The 17805-nt window shown below is 28.5% G+C and carries 16 protein-coding genes and 1 tRNA gene; 11 read left to right on the forward strand and 6 right to left on the reverse strand.

The annotated features are described in order from the left end of the window. Positions 1-18 precede the first annotated feature (18 nt). On the reverse strand, positions 19-1866 hold the full coding sequence (gene htpG, locus bpSLO_RS02815) for a molecular chaperone HtpG (RefSeq protein ID WP_025375558.1): 1848 nt from the start codon (positions 1864-1866) through the stop codon (positions 19-21). 119 nt (positions 1867-1985) lie between these two features. On the opposite strand from htpG, the gene gnd reads away from it, so the two are divergent. Then, positions 1986-3380 carry a decarboxylating NADP(+)-dependent phosphogluconate dehydrogenase gene (gnd, locus tag bpSLO_RS02820; RefSeq protein WP_025375559.1) on the forward strand — a complete coding sequence of 465 codons (1395 nt, stop codon included), beginning with the start codon at positions 1986-1988 and terminating at the stop codon, positions 3378-3380. A 14-nt stretch (positions 3381-3394) separates the two neighbouring features. Here the strand turns inward: gnd and bpSLO_RS02825 are convergent, their stop codons facing one another. The 3 genes from bpSLO_RS02825 to bpSLO_RS02835 form a co-directional block, all read right to left on the reverse strand. Continuing rightward, positions 3395-3934 carry a BAPKO_0422 family outer member beta-barrel protein gene (locus bpSLO_RS02825; protein ID WP_025375560.1) on the reverse strand — a complete coding sequence of 180 codons (540 nt, stop codon included), beginning with the start codon at positions 3932-3934 and terminating at the stop codon, positions 3395-3397. 129 nt (positions 3935-4063) lie between these two features. Next, positions 4064-4579 carry a BAPKO_0422 family outer member beta-barrel protein gene (locus bpSLO_RS02830; RefSeq protein WP_025375561.1) on the reverse strand — a complete coding sequence of 172 codons (516 nt, stop codon included), beginning with the start codon at positions 4577-4579 and terminating at the stop codon, positions 4064-4066. A gap of 317 nt (positions 4580-4896) precedes the next feature. Further along, positions 4897-5412, reverse strand: a complete 516-nt coding sequence (locus bpSLO_RS02835) for a DUF3996 domain-containing protein (protein ID WP_025375562.1) — start codon at positions 5410-5412, stop codon at positions 4897-4899. 478 nt (positions 5413-5890) lie between these two features. On the opposite strand from bpSLO_RS02835, the gene bpSLO_RS02840 reads away from it, so the two are divergent. The 7 genes from bpSLO_RS02840 to bpSLO_RS02870 are packed head-to-tail and all read left to right on the forward strand — an operon-like array spanning position 5891 to position 13684. Further along, on the forward strand, positions 5891-6427 hold the full coding sequence (locus tag bpSLO_RS02840; RefSeq protein ID WP_025375563.1) for a chemotaxis protein CheW: 537 nt from the start codon (positions 5891-5893) through the stop codon (positions 6425-6427). Positions 6428-6441: 14 nt separating this feature from the next. After that, positions 6442-6753 carry an STAS domain-containing protein gene (locus tag bpSLO_RS02845; RefSeq protein WP_025375564.1) on the forward strand — a complete coding sequence of 104 codons (312 nt, stop codon included), beginning with the start codon at positions 6442-6444 and terminating at the stop codon, positions 6751-6753. A 23-nt stretch (positions 6754-6776) separates the two neighbouring features. Beyond that, positions 6777-8924 (forward strand): chemotaxis protein CheA, encoded by a 2148-nt coding sequence (locus bpSLO_RS02850; RefSeq protein WP_025375565.1) that lies wholly within the window; start codon positions 6777-6779, stop codon positions 8922-8924. A gap of 34 nt (positions 8925-8958) precedes the next feature. Then, a complete protein-coding gene (locus bpSLO_RS02855) occupies positions 8959-10110 on the forward strand; it encodes a CheB methylesterase domain-containing protein (protein ID WP_025375566.1) in 1152 nt (383 codons plus the stop codon). After that, positions 10110-11882 carry a hypothetical protein gene (locus tag bpSLO_RS02860; RefSeq protein WP_025375567.1) on the forward strand — a complete coding sequence of 591 codons (1773 nt, stop codon included), beginning with the start codon at positions 10110-10112 and terminating at the stop codon, positions 11880-11882. Before bpSLO_RS02855 ends, bpSLO_RS02860 begins: the two co-directional genes overlap by 1 nt. A gap of 37 nt (positions 11883-11919) precedes the next feature. Continuing rightward, a complete protein-coding gene (locus tag bpSLO_RS02865) occupies positions 11920-12294 on the forward strand; it encodes a response regulator (RefSeq protein ID WP_025375568.1) in 375 nt (124 codons plus the stop codon). A 46-nt stretch (positions 12295-12340) separates the two neighbouring features. Beyond that, positions 12341-13684: a Sapep family Mn(2+)-dependent dipeptidase gene (locus bpSLO_RS02870; RefSeq protein WP_025407365.1), complete on the forward strand. Its 1344-nt coding sequence runs from the start codon at positions 12341-12343 to the stop codon at positions 13682-13684. Positions 13685-13816: 132 nt separating this feature from the next. Here bpSLO_RS02870 and bpSLO_RS02875 read toward each other — a convergent pair. Further along, positions 13817-13900: transfer RNA gene (locus bpSLO_RS02875), tRNA-Leu, on the reverse strand. Between the two features lie 8 nt (positions 13901-13908). Continuing rightward, positions 13909-14598, reverse strand: a complete 690-nt coding sequence (gene pyrH / locus bpSLO_RS02880; protein WP_025375570.1) for a UMP kinase — start codon at positions 14596-14598, stop codon at positions 13909-13911. 229 nt (positions 14599-14827) lie between these two features. On the opposite strand from pyrH, the gene bpSLO_RS02885 reads away from it, so the two are divergent. The 3 genes from bpSLO_RS02885 to bpSLO_RS02895 all read left to right on the forward strand — a co-directional run bounded on the left by bpSLO_RS02885 (position 14828) and on the right by bpSLO_RS02895 (position 17625). After that, complete coding sequence (locus bpSLO_RS02885; RefSeq protein ID WP_038447867.1) at positions 14828-15892, forward strand: glycosyltransferase family 2 protein; 1065 nt, start codon at positions 14828-14830, stop codon at positions 15890-15892. A gap of 61 nt (positions 15893-15953) precedes the next feature. Then, positions 15954-16772 carry an ATP-binding cassette domain-containing protein gene (locus bpSLO_RS02890; protein ID WP_025375572.1) on the forward strand — a complete coding sequence of 273 codons (819 nt, stop codon included), beginning with the start codon at positions 15954-15956 and terminating at the stop codon, positions 16770-16772. Positions 16773-16989: 217 nt separating this feature from the next. Further along, positions 16990-17625 carry an ABC transporter permease gene (locus bpSLO_RS02895; protein WP_241803686.1) on the forward strand — a complete coding sequence of 212 codons (636 nt, stop codon included), beginning with the start codon at positions 16990-16992 and terminating at the stop codon, positions 17623-17625. Positions 17626-17805 lie beyond the last annotated feature (180 nt).

Genomic DNA, 17805 nt, shown 5'->3' on the forward strand with positions numbered 1-17805 from the left:
CTTGCGAACTTACTCTCTTTATATGTTTTGCTCTAACATTTCATTTATTATGTTTATAAATTGACGTGGGTTTTTGCTTTGTAGACCGGAAGTTATCATTGCTTCTTCAAAAAGAATAATGCTTATTTTTTCCAAGTTTACATCATCTAGATTTTTTAAATTTTGAATGATTTTATTGTTTGGATTGAGTTCAAGAATAGGTTTTATTTCTTTAACCTCTTGTCCCATTGATATCATAATTCTTTGCATTTGATAAGTGGGGTCAGCACTATCAATTATTATTGCTGATGGTTCTTGTGTTAACGTTGCTGATAGTGACACATCTTTGACATGATTTTTAAGTATTGTTTTTACTTTGAGTAGGATGTCTTTGAATTCTTCTTCCATTTGTTTGAAATTTTCATCTTTTAGTTCGTCACTTGTTTCGTTTTTGTTTATTGCTTTTAACTTTATGCCATCATATTCTGTGATGAAATTTAAAATAGCCTCATCAAGTTCATCATCCATAATGAGAGTTTCATATCCTTTTTCTTTGTAAGCAGTTACAATTGGATTGATTTTAAGTATATTTTCTCTCCCTCCGGTTATATAGTATATGCTTTTTTGTTCCTCAGGCATTCTATCTTTGTATTCTCTTAAAGATACAAGTCCGTCTACGTGAGAAGACTTAAATCTAATTAAGGATATAAGTTTGCTTCTGTTATCAAAGTCAGAATAAACTCCTTCTTTTAAACATCTTCCAAATTCTTTGGAAAATTCATTGAATTTAGAATTATCTACCTCACTTAGCTTTTCAAGTTCACTAAGTATTTTCTTTACAGAAGATGCCTTTATTTTGGCCAATATTTTGTTTTGCTGTAAAATTTCTCTACTTACATTGAGGGGCAAGTCTTGACAATCTATTATTCCCTTTATGAATCTTAAGTAATTTGGAAGTAAGCTGTCTGCAGAATCTGTGATAAAAATTCTATTTATAAATAGTTTTACACCAGGTTTAGTGTTTGGGTAGTACAGATCATAGGGAGCTTTGCTTGGAACATAAAAAAGATTTGTATACTCAATACTTCCCTCTGCTTTTGTATGAATATGAATTAATGGATTTTCATAATCAAAGGTTAGATTTTTATAAAATTCATTGTATTCTTCATCAGTTATTTCATTTTTATTTTTTATCCAAATTGCTGTTGTATCATTTAATTTATCTTCCTTTTCTTCAAATCCTTCTTGTTTGCCATCCTTCATCAAGGGTTCTTTATACTTGATGAAGATAGGATAACTTATGTGATTTGAATATTTTTTGATAATCTCTTGGATTTTCCATTTGTTGGTATATTCAATTCCTTCTTCGTTAAGATAAAGGGTTATTTCAGTTCCATGTTCATCTTTTTCTGTCTTATTTATTTCATATCCTGTTTTGCCGTCACTGGACCAGAGATAGGCAATATCTTCCAATGCTTTTTTTGTTACAAGTTCAACTTTGTCTGCGACAATAAAAGCACTGTAAAATCCAACTCCAAACTGTCCAATTAAGCTTGCAGTATTTTTCTCATCTTTTTTTAGGTTATTTATAAATTCTTTAGTTCCTGATTTTGCAATTGTACCAAGATGGTTAATCAGGTCTTCTCTGTTCATCCCAATACCATTGTCTTTTATTTTAATGAGTTTTTCATCAAAGCTTATTTCTATTTTTGGATCTAGTTTGATATCCTTGAATTTTTCGTTTGTTAAGTTTAAAAATTTAAGCTTATCAATGGCATCAGAGGCATTTGATATTAATTCTCGTAAAAATATTTCTTTATGAGAATAAAGAGAATGTATGATTAAATAAAGTAAATCATTAACCTCTGTATCAAATTGTTTTTTCATAGAATTCTCCTGTCTTGCATTTGTTTTAATCTTTACTTTTTTTATAATATAACATAATCTAAAAATAATGAATAAAGTAAATTTGTCTGTAATAAAAAATTAGGGTAGAGGATAGTACAATGGATATTGGTATTTATGGGCTAGGAGTTATGGGAAGTAATTTAGCGTTAAATATTGCTGATAGCGGTTTTAATGTTTCTGTTTATAATAGAGATAATGATAAAACAGAAGTTTTCCTTGTAAACAATGCTCATAAAAAGATTAATGGATTTAAAAATATTGAGGATTTTATTGGAAATTTAAAGAAACCTAGAAAAATTATTTTAATGATATCAAGTTCAGCTGTTGATGAAGTCATTGAACAAATTTTACCTTTAGTTGAAAAATTCGATATTATTATTGATGGTGGAAATTCTCATTATAAAGATACAATAAAAAGAGAGAAAGAATTATCTTCTAAGGATATTTATTTTGTTGGACTTGGAATTTCAGGTGGTGAAAAGGGTGCAAGATTTGGACCTTCGTTGATGTATGGTGGGAACAAAAAAGCTTATGGATTAATTGAGCCTATTTTAAATAAAGTAGCTGCTAAGACAAATATGGGAGATATTTGTTCTGCTTATGTTGGTGAGAGTGGAGCTGGACATTATGTAAAGATGGTTCACAATGGAATTGAATATGCAGATATGCAACTCATTGGTGAAACATATTTCTTTATGCAGAGAGCTTTTAATTTAGATAATTTAAAAATTTCCGAAGTATTTGACAAGTGGGGAGAAGGTGATCTCTCTAGTTATTTAATAGAGATAACATCTAAAATTTTAAAATATAAGGAAAATAATGAATATTTACTTGATAAAATTTTAGATGTTGCAAATCAAAAAGGTACTGGGAAGTGGGTATCAATTGAAGCTTTGCAATTAAATGTGCCAGCGAATTTAATTTTTGAGTCTGTGTTTGCAAGGTTTTTGTCGGGATTAAAACATGAACGAGTAATTGCTAGTGATATTCTTAAAATGGACGTGGATTCTGTTGAATTTGATTTGAGTGATTGGATTTTAGACCTATATTATGCTCTTTTAGTTTCCAAAATATTAGCTTATGCTCAGGGTTTTATGATGCTTAAGAGTGCATCTGTTAATTATTCTTGGGACTTGAACTTGGGAAAGATTTCTTTGATTTGGAGAGAGGGTTGTATAATTAAAAGTGTTTTCTTAGAGAAGATTAAATTGGCTTATGATAAGAATCCACATCTTATTAATTTAATTTTTGATGATTATTTTTTAGATATAATAAGAAATCATCATAAGTCTTTAAGGCGAATAGTCTCAAAGGCTAGTGAAATTGGGATACCTTTGCCAGCATTTTATGCAAGTCTGTCTTTTCTAGATTCTTATTCTACTAATTATTTACCAGCCAATTTAATTCAGGCTCAAAGAGATTTCTTTGGTGCACATAGTTTTGAAAGAATTGATTCAAAGAGAGGTGAATTTTTCCATAGTACTTGGGAATGATTTGAGATTAGTATTTAAATATAATATTTAATGAATATTCCACCTATTATATTTGTTTTAAGTCCTGCATAGAGATAATGATATGCAATGGATTTTGCGTTTGATACAAATTCTATTGAAGGTGCTATTTTAAGACCTACTTCTATTTGTTCTGTTAAATCATAAAAAATAGCTATTGGAATTCTAAATCCAAATCCTATTTCCATGTTTATGAAATTTGATTTGTTAGATGATATGTGTATATTTCCCCCAATTCCTGTTCCAATAGATAATTTTTCTATTAATGGTATTGTTAATATTAGATCTAAGGCTGAGAGTACAAATATGTTAAAGTCATATTTTTTTGATTTGAGTTTGCCTTTTGACAGATTAATACCATTAGTTCCTCCATAACCTATTTCAAGATCTATAAATGGGAATGACATAATATAATTAAATATTGGGTTTCCAATGCTTCCTCCAAATCCTATTTTTCTATCTGAATATGAGCTTCTTCCAAATGCACTGACCCATATGTTTAGTGTTAGTATTGCTATTAGCACTAATTTCTGCATTAAATCTCCAATAATTAATGTTTCTATATCATTATATTTGATTTTTGATGATTAATAAAATTTTATGGGATGAATTCTGTTGATTTAATTTTTATTTAAAATTTGAAGTGTTTATAATTCTGTTTATTTTTATGCAAACCAAAGTCTCATACCAAGACCAGCAAATGCTTCCCATTTTTGTTGTGGATTGCCACCACCAATACCCCAAATATTGATACCCGGTCCTGTTTTTAAGAATATGTCAAAATTTTTTTTGATAATTGGTAAATTTAGGGTGAGCGATATTCTAATTCCTATATTTGTTGAATTATACGTTTTGCGGGTATTTTGCCATTCAGGTATCCACCATAACCCATAAATTCCAATTCCCAGTGAAGCATCTATCGCTTTAGATTGTTCTGACGAATCTGATGAGAGTGCAGTAAACTCTAGGGAAACAAATAATGTATTGAAATTGTTGAATAAATTTTTTAATCCGTTATAAATTCCAATTTCTATTGTGATATTTTTACCTAAAACCAGTTGAAATGCGTTTGATAATGGCCCTAATATTCCAATTCCGAAATAACCTTTATTTGTGTGTGACTCTTTTGCTGAAACATTAAAGTAGTTTATTAGTAGTAAGATTAAGATTGTTTTTTTCATGTACTTATAAATCCTCTCATTTTTTAAGTATATACTCGATTGTTTTCAAAGGGAAGTAATAGTATGAATTGTCATATTTAAATAAAATTATATATATAATTTCAGTTTGTTTTTAAGTTATGCAATCAATTTTGTTATTGATGATTTTCAATATACATATCATTTAAATCGTGTATGATTTTTGGGATAATAGCAGTTTTTTGGGAGTGGGATTATTTGATGTTTTTAAGCATATATTGAAATTTTATTTTGATATTTTACTTAATTTGTCAAGAGAAATACTTAAGTATTTCTCTTGATATGATAAGCAGTTATTTTTATGCAAACCAAAGTCTCATACCAAGTCCGGCAAATACTTCCCATCTAAATCCAACTCCTCTACTCCAAATATTTAATCCAAGACCAGGTGCTACTTTTAAAAATATATCAAATTTTTTTCTGGCTATTGCAAGATTTAAGATCAGTGGTAATCTTGCTCCTAAGCTCATTGGACCACTATTTATTTTATTGTTGCTCCATCTTGAGAACCATATTGTTCCATATCCACCGCCTCCAATAGCAAAGTCTAGCATGTTATCTGCTCTTGAAAAGGTATGTATGTAAAAGATGTAGTCTATTGCAAGGAATAAAGTTTTCCAATCCTGAAAAAAGTTGTTTGTTCCACTGTAGGCACCTAAGTCTATATCAAAATTTCCAATATTGAATTCTAATGCAATTGGGAATGGCAGTAAAATCCCCATACCGAATTTGTTTCTTGCTGTTGATGTTGAATTTGCAAAAGCAGATATTGATGCTAACATAAACATTAAGGCAAGCATGTTCTTTTTTTTCATAAGTTTTTTTCCTTTATTATAAAATATAATATGAATTTTAATTCTGGATTGACATAATTCAATAGGTTTGTAATAAAGATAAATCGTTTATTATCATTTATTGTTTATCCAATTTTGTTCATACTCAAGTATTCCTTTTATGGAAAATTGTTATATTTGACTAATAAGAGTGAGTTTTAATAATTCAGGACCATTGTGAAAGTTTAATTATGTTTTGCCTGGATTGTTTCAAATGTTCTTTTGTGAGTGTTATTTATAGAGACCAAGTTATTAGGTATTATTGTTTCTAGTAACTTAAGGTGATGAACATTGATATTTTTACTTATATTATGTATGACATTTGAACATTATTTTATATTTGTTTAGTATTGAAATTTTTGATTTATAATTTATACATGAGAATATGTAAGATATGTGAGGTTTGAATAAAACTTATGGAGTGTTCTTATATTATTAGTTATATTATTAAGAGGCATTTATGAAATTAGAAACCGATTTACAGGGTACATTAAATCAGTATCTTTTGTTTAGTTTAGATGAGCTTTATGCGATTGAAATTAAATATGTTGTTGAGGTCTTAGAGTATACTAAAATCTCAAAAATACCAAGAACCCCTGATTATATGGCAGGGATAATCAATAATAGAGGAAAAATAGTTCCAGTAATTGATATTAGAAAGCAATTTGGTATGCAAGATCGTAAAGTTAGTGATGATGGGCTTAAGAAAAAAGACGTTGATATTTCGAATATCATCATATTAAATCTGATATATGAAGGTGATGAATTGAATCTTGGAATTTTAGTAGATTATGTTAATGAGGTTCTTGAGCTAAATTTATCCGATATTGATGAGGCTCCAAAGATTGGTACAGGATTTAATTCGAGATTTATATCTGGCATTGGTAAGCTTAATAATAAATTTATTATTATTCTTAATGTAAAAAATCTATTTGATATTAAAGAACTTTCCAGTTTTAAAAATACTACAATATATGATCCTAATTGTGATCAATAGGAGTTTTACGTGTTATGATTTATAATCCAGAAGGAGAACTTGTAGTAAACAGCATCTTTAAAGTTAAAGAAGATCTTTTAAATATTCTTAAAGAGATGAAAGAAAAAGAGACGCTGGTAATGAATCTTTCAAATGTGGAGAAAATAGATGTTACTTTTATACAAATTTTGTATGCTTCCAATAAATATGCTAAAGATAGGAACTTATTTATAAAGATAGAATATCCATCCGATGAGGTTTTAAGTTCATTGATATATGGTGGATTTTTAAATGATATTGAGGATATTGATCACTTAGATTTAGGCCTTAGTTTAATTGAATTTTAGTTTTATGTATTTAAGGGCAGTTTATGAATAGTAGTGATATGATAGATAAATTTAAAGATTCTTTTAAAGAGGAGTCTATAGAGAATATTTCAGATATTGAGCATGCACTTCTTAATATTGAGTTTGAATCCGGAAAAGAGGTTATCAATTCTATTTTTAGAAATTTTCATACAATCAAGGGTAGTGCAGGAATGTTTGGTTTTAATTTAACAGCTTCTCTTGTGCATGAAATAGAAACGGTCCTTGATCCTATAAAAGAAGGTTCTGATGAATTTAATCAGGATACTGTTGATGCTACTTTAATGGCAGTTGATTTTATTCGTGAACTAATTGAAGGAGATGAGGCTATTGATGAGAGTTCATATAAAGATCGTGAAAAAATTTTGATAGATACAATCAAAAAAGGATTTGGACTTGGTGTTAGGTTAAATACTGATTCAGTTTTAAGTTCTACTGGAGGAGATCAGATCAGTTTATCTAATGATTTGGATTCACAAGGAGCTCTCTTGGATGCATCTTTGACTCAAGGTAAATTTGAGGATGAAGCTTTAAATGTTGAGACTAAAATTTATAAAATTCTTTTTTCGCCTTCACGAGGAATTTTATTTCATGGGCACAAACCAATCAATTTTTTAAAAAAATTATTAAATTTAGGAAATGGACAAGTTAGGGCTAGGATAAAAAACATTCCTGACTTGGAATTAATATCTCCTGATAATGTTTATGTTGAGTGGGAAGTCAAGCTAGAGACAGAAGAGAGTAAAAGTTCTATAGAAGATATTTTTATATTTTTGGATGGGCAGTCAAAATTTGTTGTTGAAGAAGTTGATTCATCTTATGATATACCTGAGGCCTTTGAGCTTGATTCCTTAGTAAATAATTTAGATAAAGATGTTGATAAAGTCTTCTCTAAGGAGAAACAGAATTCATCGAAAACAGAAGAGATATATAATAAAACGGTTCTTAAGGGTGGAGCTAATTTTAATGATGATACTGCTAAGAGTAAAGTAAACATTGCAAGTATTAAGGTTGATTCAAAAAAATTGGATCATTTGGTCAATCTTGTTGGTGAACTTGTTACGATTCAATCTAAGCTTTCAAAGGAAGCTGAGAGTAGTAATAATAATATTTTAAATTTAATTTCAGCTGAATTTTCTTTGCTTATTAATGAGCTTAGAGATTATACCACAGGACTTAGAACAGTTCCTATTGAGATTTTATTTGTAAAATTTCAAAGAATAGTTAAAGATTTATCTGCTCAACTTGGCAAATCAATTCGTTATCATTCACAAGGTGGTGATACTGTTCTTGATAAAAGTATTATTGAAAGATTAAATGAACCTTTAGTGCATTTAATAAGGAATGCAATTGATCATGGAATTGAACCGGCAGAAGAGAGAATAGAGGCAGGCAAAGATCCGCAAGGTGTCATTAAGCTTTCTGCGCATCAGTCAGGTGATTCTGTGATTATTATTATTGAAGATGATGGTAGAGGACTTAATAAGCGTAAAATAATTAAGAGAGCTATAGAGAAATATATAATATCTGAGGCTGTTTCAAGGACTTTATCAGATGTGGATATTTATAATTTAATTTTTGAACCAGGATTTTCAACAGCTGATGTTGTGACAAATGTATCAGGGCGTGGTGTTGGAATGGATGTTGTTAAAAAACAGGTAGAGTCTCTTAGAGGAAATGTGATTCTTGAGAGTGAATTTGGCAAATATACTCGCATAAAGTTAATTTTTCCTTTGACCTTGGCAATTATTGAAGGGTGGCTTGTGAGGGTAAAAGATGAACATTTTATTGTGCCTCTCTCTAGTGTTGAGTCTTGTCTTGAAGCTGATAAATTGATTTCTAAGGTGTGTGGGTTTGAAAATAATAGTAATGTTATGAATTATAGAGGAAGCATGATTAGCTTTATACGTTTGCGAGAATTTTTTAAAATATCTGATGAAGAGAGTGATAGTGAGCATGTTATTGTTGTTAATGCAAATAGTGGTAAAATAGGAATTGTGGTGGATGAGGTATTAGGACAACATCAGACCGTTATAAAAACTTTAGGTAAAATTTATTCTAAAGTAGAAGGAGTTTCTGGAGCTACAATACTTGGAGATGGTAGTCTAGCCTTATTAGTTGATATTGATACAATAACTAAGGTTATAAGGTAATATGCTTTAACATAATATATTTTGGGCTTTTATAATGAAAATATTGATAATTGATATTCAAGGTCTTATAAGACAGGTTTTTGTTAGGGCTTTTTCTAAGGATATAAATGTTGAGATATTAAATCCAGGTTCTAATTCTTTAAACCTTATTAATGTTTTTTTACAAAAATTTCCTGATTTGGTTATTGTTGATGAAAATGCTGCCAAGTCTCATTTTGGAAATGCGCTTAATAATGTTCTTAATAATATTTCACTTCCTGTTATTTTTATAGCAGAAGATGAAGTTTATCCAAAATTTGGCTTTCTTGAATCTAAGAGAGACAAAATTAAACTAATAATAAATAAACTTAACTTTAAACTTACAGTTAATTTATTTAGAAGTGATTATTTGGATTTAATAAAATCTGAGATCAAGAAACTGGCTGGTAATAAATTTATTGCTTCTTTTGAGACTAAGAGAATAAAAGCCCCTGATTCTTTTGCTAAGTCTGAGAGTAAAAAATCTGAAGGCAATATTTCTGGTATAACAAAAAGCTATAAGGTTGCCGATGTTATTAATGTTTCTCCTAAGAATGATCCAGATGTTATTCTGAAATATCAAGGTGTTATTAATAAAAATAAAACCGGAAAAGTTATTTTTGTTGGTTCTTCAACTGGTGGTACTGAGGCTTTAAGAGTATTTTTAAAGTTTTTTAAAAGAGACTCTCCCCCAATTGTTATTGTTCAGCATATGCCAGGGGGTTTTACAACATCTTTTGCAAAGAGTTTAAATAATGAGCTTGAAATTGATGTAAAAGAAGCTGAAGATGGAGATATTTTAAGGCCTGGTCTTGTAATAATTGCCAATGGTCATTATCATTTAATTGTGAAGTATGCTAATGGAAACTATTTTGTTAATTTGTTGGATGGTCCTTTAGTTAGTAGACATAAGCCTTCTGTTAATGTCTTGTTTCGTTCCGCTGCTATGTATGCTGGGGAAAATGCTATTGGTGTTATGCTTACGGGAATGGGAGATGATGGTGCTTGTTGTATGCTTGAGATGAAGAGAAGTGGTGCATATAACATTGCGCAAGATCAGGTAACGTCTGTGGTATTTGGAATGCCTATGGAGGCAATAAAAATAGGTGCTGTAGATAAGGTTCTTCCTTTAAATAAAATATCTGAATATATTTTAAGGAGATCTTAATGGAAGATGATGGTAAATTTTTGGATATTGATCCGCATATTAATAAATTATTTGTTGAACTTGAGGCTTTTGATAGTCATTCAAGGCAAGTTTATGCCAGTTTAAGTAAATCAATTCCTAAATTAATAGAAAAACTTTCCAAAGATATTAAAGATTTATCTTTTAATATTGGGTTTATTTCTAATCTTGAGATTGATAATGATTATTCTTTGAATAATTTTATCTCTAAAGTAATAAGTGTATTGAATGATTTTGTATCTTATTTTAATTCTTCAACTGAATTGCTTGAAGCACAGTTTAGTATGATAAGAGATAAGGTTAAAGATATAGAGATTCTTGAAGATGTAATTGAAAAGATGAAAAAAAGTTCTATTGATATGGAAATAATGTCGATTAATACATTGACTGTTGCCATGAGGGCTGGGAGAGCAGGAGGTGCTTTTTCTTATATTACAAATGAGATTAAGACTTTAACTCAATCTATGATTAAGCAAGCAGACCAGCTAACTAGTAGGGGTAGAGATATTAAAGTTGGACTTGATCGTGCTAAGGATCAGGTACTTGAAAATAATACGGCTGAGAATAAAATTCTTGAAGAATTTAAAGATAATTTGATTAAAAATATAGATGAATTTTCAGGGGGTATTGGAGAAGTTATTGCCTTTTATGATAACATATTAGGTATACTTAGTGAGTTTAAATTTAAGTTTGTCAATGCTGTGTCTTATCTACAGTTTCAAGATAGACTTACTCAGTCTTTGTATCATCTAAATATTATGTATTCAAGCATTGATGTTTTTAAGTTTAGAGATACAAGTGAGGTTCAGAAGTTAAAAGTCTTATCTGTTTTTACAAATTCATCCAAAATGATAGTTGGAGATGTTATTGCTAAATTGGATGAAAATTTGATGGCTTTTGAAGAATTTATTGACACATCGATTTCTTCTATTCAGGTTATTAATGATTTAAAGTCAGATAATTCTTCATATATTGATATTTCAAGATCAGTTGAATCTTTTTCCGTGATTTTATCGAATTTACTTAAAAGGATTGATGATGTTGAAAAAAATAATTCTAATTTTTTAAATCTTTATTATGAACAGATTAAGCTTGTTAAATCTTTGGAATTAATGTTTTCAAATATTTCAGCTATCTCTTCTAGGTTCCAAAATATTAATATAGCTTCCAAAATAGAGGTTGTAAAGAGAGTTGAACTTGAGGATATGGAAGGTAATATTTCTGAAATGTCAAAAATTATTAGTGATATTGAGCTAAATATTACCAAAGGACGAGAGTTTTTGTCCCAAATAATATTTTTCTTTGAAAAAGTTGTGAAAGATTGCGATAATAGATTTTATCTTGAACGAAATTATTTTAACAAATTTAAAAAGCTTTTTATGGAGATAAAGAATAATATTTTTGAGATAAAAAAGATTGCTCTTGATCAGGTATTATCCTATGAAATCTTTCCAGTTGATTTTTTAGAAATATTTGAAGAAGTAAAGTTAGGTATTCATAATATTAAGAATTTGAGAATGGAGCTTTTAAATCTTGAAAAGACTTTAATGGAAATGGACAATGATATTAATAGTACTCTTGATTTAGAGTTATTGAAAAATGGTCTTAAGTGTGTTGAAATTGAAGATAAGGAATTTATTCGCAGAATTGCTAATAGGTTTACTTTGTTTATTCATAAAAAATATTTATTGTCTTTTATCGAGGATGAAAAGGACGTTCATTCATTTGATGAGGGTAGTGTAATTTTATTCTAACTTTTGTATACTTTTTATGTGGTTTTAGGAGCGTTACATGCAAAAAAGGATTTTGGTTATAGATGACAATAGGGCCATTAGGCAAAGTGTTGCTTACATTTTAGAGCAGAATGGTTTTGGAGTTTCTGAGGCCCAAGATGGGTTAGAGGGTGTATCTAAGTTTAAGGAAGCCGTTGGACAGAGTGATAAAGATTTTGATCTAATTATTACGGATATCAATATGCCTAACTTGGATGGAATAGGGGTTATTAAACAGATAAGGGAGTTTGGAAGTTTTGTTCCAATACTTGTTTTAACTACTGAATCTGAGCAGTCAAAAGTTGATGAGGGGCGTAAAGCTGGTGCTACTGGTTGGCTTGTTAAACCTTTCAATCCCGACACTCTTATGCAAACAATATCAAAAATATTTTAGCTTTTATTTTTAAGTTGTCTTAAAATTGTACTCAAGGTTTAGTTTTATGGATTTTAAGTTAGAAAAACAATTTTATTTCCATTTAGGAGAGTTAGTAAAATTTAATAGTGTTAACGCTTCTGCTTTGAAAAATAGGCCTTTTGGGGAACAAATTGATTTATGTTTAGATAAAGTTTTGGAAATAGCTAAAGATATTGGTTTTAAAGTTTATAGGGATCGGGATGGATATTATGGTTTTGCTGATATAGGGCAGGGTGATGAACTTATAGGTATTTTGGCCCACATTGATATTGTTGATGCTGGCAATGTGTCTAATTGGCATTCAAATCCTTTTAAACTTGATTTTAGAGATGGCAAAATATATGCTAGGGGTGTTCTAGATGATAAGGGGCCTTTGATGGCTGTTCTTTATGCTTTTAAATTATTAGTCTTAGAGGGGATTTTTTTTAATAAAAGGTTTAGGGTAATTTTTGGAACAGATGAAGAGGTGGCATGGCGTTGTATTGAGCAATATAAAATTAAGGAAGAGATTCCTGATTTTGCTTTTACACCTGATGGTGATTTTCCTGTTGTTAATGCTGAGAAAGGGTTATTGCAATTCGATGTTATTAGTGATGAGAAATTTTTTATGGATTTTGAGATTGGAACTGGATATAATGTGATTCCTGATGAGTGTTTTTTTGAGCTTGGTAATTTTAATAAAGATGATTTTAGAATTTTACTTGATAGTTTTGGTGGTAAGATTAGATATAAATTTTTTGAGAACAATGTTTTAATTCATGGAATTTCTGCCCATGCTTCATTACCTGAGCTTGGTGTTAATATTGCTCCTTATGCATTAAAGATTATTAAATCTTTAGGTGTACAAGCCGATTTTATTAACTTTTTTGAAGATAAGATCAGTTTTACTATTAATGGTGAGAAACTATTCGGTAAAGTTTTAGAAGATTCGAAATCTGGACAACTTACTCTTTGCTTGACAAAGGTTAAATTGTCTAAGACATCTAATCAAATTTTATCTTTTGATATGAGATATCCTGTAATTTGTAGACGAGAAGAACTAGTGGATTTGATAAAAAGAACTTTAAATTTATATTCTTTAAATTATCATGAAGTTTCTTTTCTTGATCCTCTTTATGTTGATTCTGATTCAAAGTTTATTGAGTCTTTGATTGAAGTTTATAAAGCCTTTACAGGAGAGAGTAATGTTACTCCTATTGCTATTGGTGGTGCAACTTATTCTAGAGCTTTAAAAAATTGTGTTGCTTTTGGTCCATTATTTAAAGGCTCAGATAATACAGCTCATAAAACCAATGAGTATATTGATGAGAGTGAACTTATGAATCTTGTTTTAATTTATAAGGATGCTATTAAGAGCCTTAATACTTAAAATTTCATCTTTAAAAGGTTTAGTATCAATAATTCAGGTTTATTTTATTAGATTTATTGATATTATTTAGAAGCTGGTGTTTATTTGTAGTCTTTCTTCTAGTAAATATTGTTGCTTATTTAAATAAATTAATACCGGTAGTCGGAGTCGAACCGACACAAGGTTACCCTCATCAGATTTTGAGTCTGACGCGTCTACCAATTCCGCCATACCGGCAATAGTTTTTATTTTACTACAATAGTTCCTAAAAAATCATCATTTTTATCAAAGACTTTCTTTAAGTTTTGAAGATCAGTTCCATTTAATATGTAAGCTTTGATACCAAGCTTTAGTGCTAGTTTTGTTGCTATTGGGTCAAACGGTAAATTTGAACCAGGATCCCAGTGTTTTCCAACAATATTTTGTAATTCATTCCAAGTAATATTGCTTAATCCTTTTGCATCATCAAATTTTTTTGGATCTTTATCATAAATTTGATTTACATTGGTTAAATTAATTATTTCATCTGCTTTAAGTTTTTCGGCAAACTTTACAGTAATATAATCTGTTGAAAATCCTGATTTCCATCCTGATGCAACTACTATTTGTCCTTTAAAATGAAAATCTTGAGTTGGATCGCTTACAATATTGTCAATGCAGAATGGTTGCATTGCTTTGCTGATAAGTTCGGCATTTAGTTTGGTTGCCATTATTCCAATCTCATCAAGTTCATGATTTTTAAACTTAGGATTAATTTGTTTATAGGCATCTTGATATTCTCTTGCTGTTTTTCCTCCTCCTGTAATTAAGATAATTTTTCTCCTATTATCTTCTTGTACCCATTTGAAAATAAGATTTTTAAGATTTTTAATATATTCTATGTTAATTTTGTCAGGATTGATTATTCCACCCCCAAGGCTAATTATTTTTAGCATTGAAACTCCTTATTCTTTGAGTTGATTATCTGTTTCTTTAATTTGTATTTTGTATTATATAGTATTTATATCTAATTTGTTGGAAAATATATTTAAAATCATGTAAGCTTATTAACTATACTATGCAATATTTCCTTATATCTTATAATTAAGAATATTTAGTATATTTATTATATTTAGTTATTAATCCAGGCTTTTTATTAAGATTGGTATTTATTTGGAGGGTTTTATGTGTAAGTACAAGGTCTCTGTGATTATTTGTTTTTTTAATTCTGATAGTACCCTTGAAGTTATGATAAAGAGTGCTCTTAATCAAACATTAAGAGATAAAGAAATTATACTTGTGAATGATGGTTCTTACGATAATAGTTTAAAGATAGCTCAAAAATATGCTGATCAGTATGATTGTGTGAAAATTATTAATCAAAAAAATCTAGGAATAGCTGCCTCTAGGAATAATGGTCTTGAAAAGGCAGAAGGAGAATATATAATTTACTGGGATAGTGATGATTCTGTTGAGAATACTATGCTTGAGGTATTGTATAATAGGGCAAAGGCCGATAATTCAGATGTTGTTTGTTCTCAATTTTACGTTTACTTTATTGCAAGAAATATTAAAAGAAGATCTGCACTTCCTTTTCCAAATTATCCAATAACTGGGGAAGAGGCTTTTAAAAATTTATTATTAACTGTTTTTGCTAGCTTTTCTAAGAAAAATTTTGTTGTGGGTACATTGTGGGATAAGCTGATTCGAAGAGATTTAATTGTAAAAAATGATATCATAGTAAATGATGTAATATTAGAAGATATAGTGTTCATGCTTAATGTTTTTTTAAAGGCAAATAAAGTTTCTTTTGTAAATAATTATTTTTATACTAACTTTCAATGGATGAGAAGTGCCAGTTCATCAATTAATGTAATTAGTAAGGTTTTTTTATCACTTAAGGTTGTGGAAAGTTTTTTAAAGGAAGAAGGAATTTTTGAGAAGTATTTTGAATATTATAAAAGATTTTATTTGCAGCTTTATTATTATATTTCTTTTAAGCAGATTTATATTATAGGTTGGCACATTAAAGATCGACTTGTTTATAAGGCGCATAAAGCAAAACTTATTTCTGTTCTTAATGAGGTTCAAAATTCTAAAGAGTTTCAAATTTATTATGCAAGTCTTAAGGGAGCTAGGTTTAGCGAGTTTCAGATTTTGCCAAAAATTATGTTGAAAGTTTGGCATCTTAGCTCGAGACTTTATGTTAATTTTTCTCTATTTATTTATAAATCTTTTTTGAAAAATTAGTGTTTTATTATTGTATTTATTATGGACTCTTTTTACAATTTAACATAAAGGAGAATTTTTATTGAAAATAGAATTTATAGATGTTTCATTTTCTTATAGTAAGATCAAAGTTTATTCAGACTTGAATTTAGCTTTTTCAAAGCCACAGACTTACTTGATTCTTGGCAAGAACGGAATGGGAAAAACTACTTTACTTAAGCTTATTAGTGGGCTTTTAAACCCATTAAAAGGAGAAGTTTTATTTAATTCTTTAAAAGTTTTTCCAAGAAATCCTTTAAATTTAGTAAATTTATTTTTTGTGCCTGAAGAATTTGATTTACCCAGTGTTTCTTTAAATGATTATTATAGGTCTTTGTGTAAGTTTTATCCAAATTTTAGTGAAAAAGATTTTAAAGAGTACTTGTTGAAATTTGAGATAGATATTAATCTAAAGTTTGGCGCTTCTTCTTACGGCCAAAGAAAAAAGAGTATTATTGCTTTTTCTTTGGCTACAGATGTTCCTATTTTGATATTTGATGAGCCAACAAATGGTCTTGATATTGCTTCAAAGAATGTTTTTAGAGATATTATAAGTAATGTAAAAAATAAAATAGTTTTTGTTACAGGGCATAATGTTAGAGATTTGGTAGATATTGTAGATCATTTAACCATTATTGGTAATAATAATATTCTTTTTTCGAATTCAGTTTCTTATATTAATAATAACTATAAAGTTAAGATTGTAGATAAATTAGAAGGGGAAGAGCTTTATTATGAAAAAGTAAAAGGTGGATTTAAGGTGCTTTATTTTGAGAGTGGGTTTTGTGATGGTAATGTTGACCTTGAGTTTTTCTTTTTATATATCACTAGCAATAAATTAAAGGATTTAGTTAATGTTTAGTTTGAAAAGATTTTTTTTGTTATTTAATTTTGATTTTGTCTGTCATAGAAAATTATATTTGTATTTTGTTGTTTCAATTTTTTTAGTTTTTCCTTTAATTTATATTTTTTTTAAAATTTATGGATTTATAAATTTAATTGATTTTATCTTTTTTATTAATATCAAATTATTTTTTTTCGTTTTGTTTTGTATTGTGTATATTGTGTCAATATACAATATGTTTGATCATTATAAGCCGATTCATGATTTGCTTAAAGATGTATTTTATTTATCTCTGCCTGTTTCTACTCTAGAGAGATATTTGTTTGTTTTGGTTAAATTTTTATTTATTTTACCTTTGTTTTTAAGTATTTGTTGTTATACAAGTTTAAATTTAACTATGTTATTGGATAAGAATTTTTTTATGGGAAATCAAATAAATTATCTTTCCTTATATTTTGTTTTTTCATTTTTTAAAGAGACTTATGTTATCTATTTCGTTGGATTTCCTATATTTTTGTTATCTAGAATTATATTTAAAAATTATCCTTTTTTTAGAGCTATTGTCATTGGAAGCTTGTCTTTCACATTATTGGTTGTCTTTTTTTATTTTGTTATATTTTTTGTTAATACCTATTTATTTAAAGTTGGGAACGATTTTGGTGGTTGGGGTGAGTATTATTTTATTAAATTTATTTGTATGCTTTTTGCAGGATTTATTTATTTTTGTGCATATTTCATTCTTAAAAATTTAGGAAACTTAAATACTAAATTTAATTTGAGCATTTTAGCGGGATTCATATCTTTTTTTGCAGCGTTGTTCTTTTTTTTGTTGGCATTTTTAACTATTTTTGTGTACATATTTCGTTTTTAAAATTTAGTAGTTATTATTTATTTGAATTGAGTGAATGTTGATTTTCATAGCTACTATTTTTTATTAAAATGATATTTTAAAAGTAATTTTTGTTTATGCATAAATTGTATTATGTGAAAAATTTATTTTTATAAGGATAAATAGAATATTATTCTTAAATTTATAAAATTTTTTGTGATT

Origin of the sequence: Borrelia parkeri, assembly GCF_023035815.1 — a bacterium.
In the GTDB taxonomy this organism is placed as follows: Bacteria; Spirochaetota; Spirochaetia; order Borreliales; family Borreliaceae; genus Borrelia; species Borrelia parkeri.

Coding starts and splice junctions, on each gene's coding strand:
- bpSLO_RS02895 (WP_241803686.1), top strand. CDS start 16,990: ATGTTTGATCATTATAAGCCGATTCATGATTTGCTTAAAGATGTATTT.
- bpSLO_RS02830 (WP_025375561.1), bottom strand. CDS start 4,579: ATGAAAAAAACAATCTTAATCTTACTACTAATAAACTACTTTAATGTT.
- bpSLO_RS02870 (WP_025407365.1), top strand. CDS start 12,341: ATGGATTTTAAGTTAGAAAAACAATTTTATTTCCATTTAGGAGAGTTA.
- bpSLO_RS02855 (WP_025375566.1), top strand. CDS start 8,959: ATGAAAATATTGATAATTGATATTCAAGGTCTTATAAGACAGGTTTTT.
- bpSLO_RS02825 (WP_025375560.1), bottom strand. CDS start 3,934: ATGCAGAAATTAGTGCTAATAGCAATACTAACACTAAACATATGGGTC.
- bpSLO_RS02840 (WP_025375563.1), top strand. CDS start 5,891: ATGAAATTAGAAACCGATTTACAGGGTACATTAAATCAGTATCTTTTG.
- bpSLO_RS02860 (WP_025375567.1), top strand. CDS start 10,110: ATGGAAGATGATGGTAAATTTTTGGATATTGATCCGCATATTAATAAA.
- bpSLO_RS02845 (WP_025375564.1), top strand. CDS start 6,442: ATGATTTATAATCCAGAAGGAGAACTTGTAGTAAACAGCATCTTTAAA.
- gnd (WP_025375559.1), top strand. CDS start 1,986: ATGGATATTGGTATTTATGGGCTAGGAGTTATGGGAAGTAATTTAGCG.
- pyrH (WP_025375570.1), bottom strand. CDS start 14,598: ATGCTAAAAATAATTAGCCTTGGGGGTGGAATAATCAATCCTGACAAA.
- bpSLO_RS02885 (WP_038447867.1), top strand. CDS start 14,828: ATGTGTAAGTACAAGGTCTCTGTGATTATTTGTTTTTTTAATTCTGAT.
- bpSLO_RS02865 (WP_025375568.1), top strand. CDS start 11,920: ATGCAAAAAAGGATTTTGGTTATAGATGACAATAGGGCCATTAGGCAA.
- htpG (WP_025375558.1), bottom strand. CDS start 1,866: ATGAAAAAACAATTTGATACAGAGGTTAATGATTTACTTTATTTAATC.
- bpSLO_RS02835 (WP_025375562.1), bottom strand. CDS start 5,412: ATGAAAAAAAAGAACATGCTTGCCTTAATGTTTATGTTAGCATCAATA.
- bpSLO_RS02850 (WP_025375565.1), top strand. CDS start 6,777: ATGAATAGTAGTGATATGATAGATAAATTTAAAGATTCTTTTAAAGAG.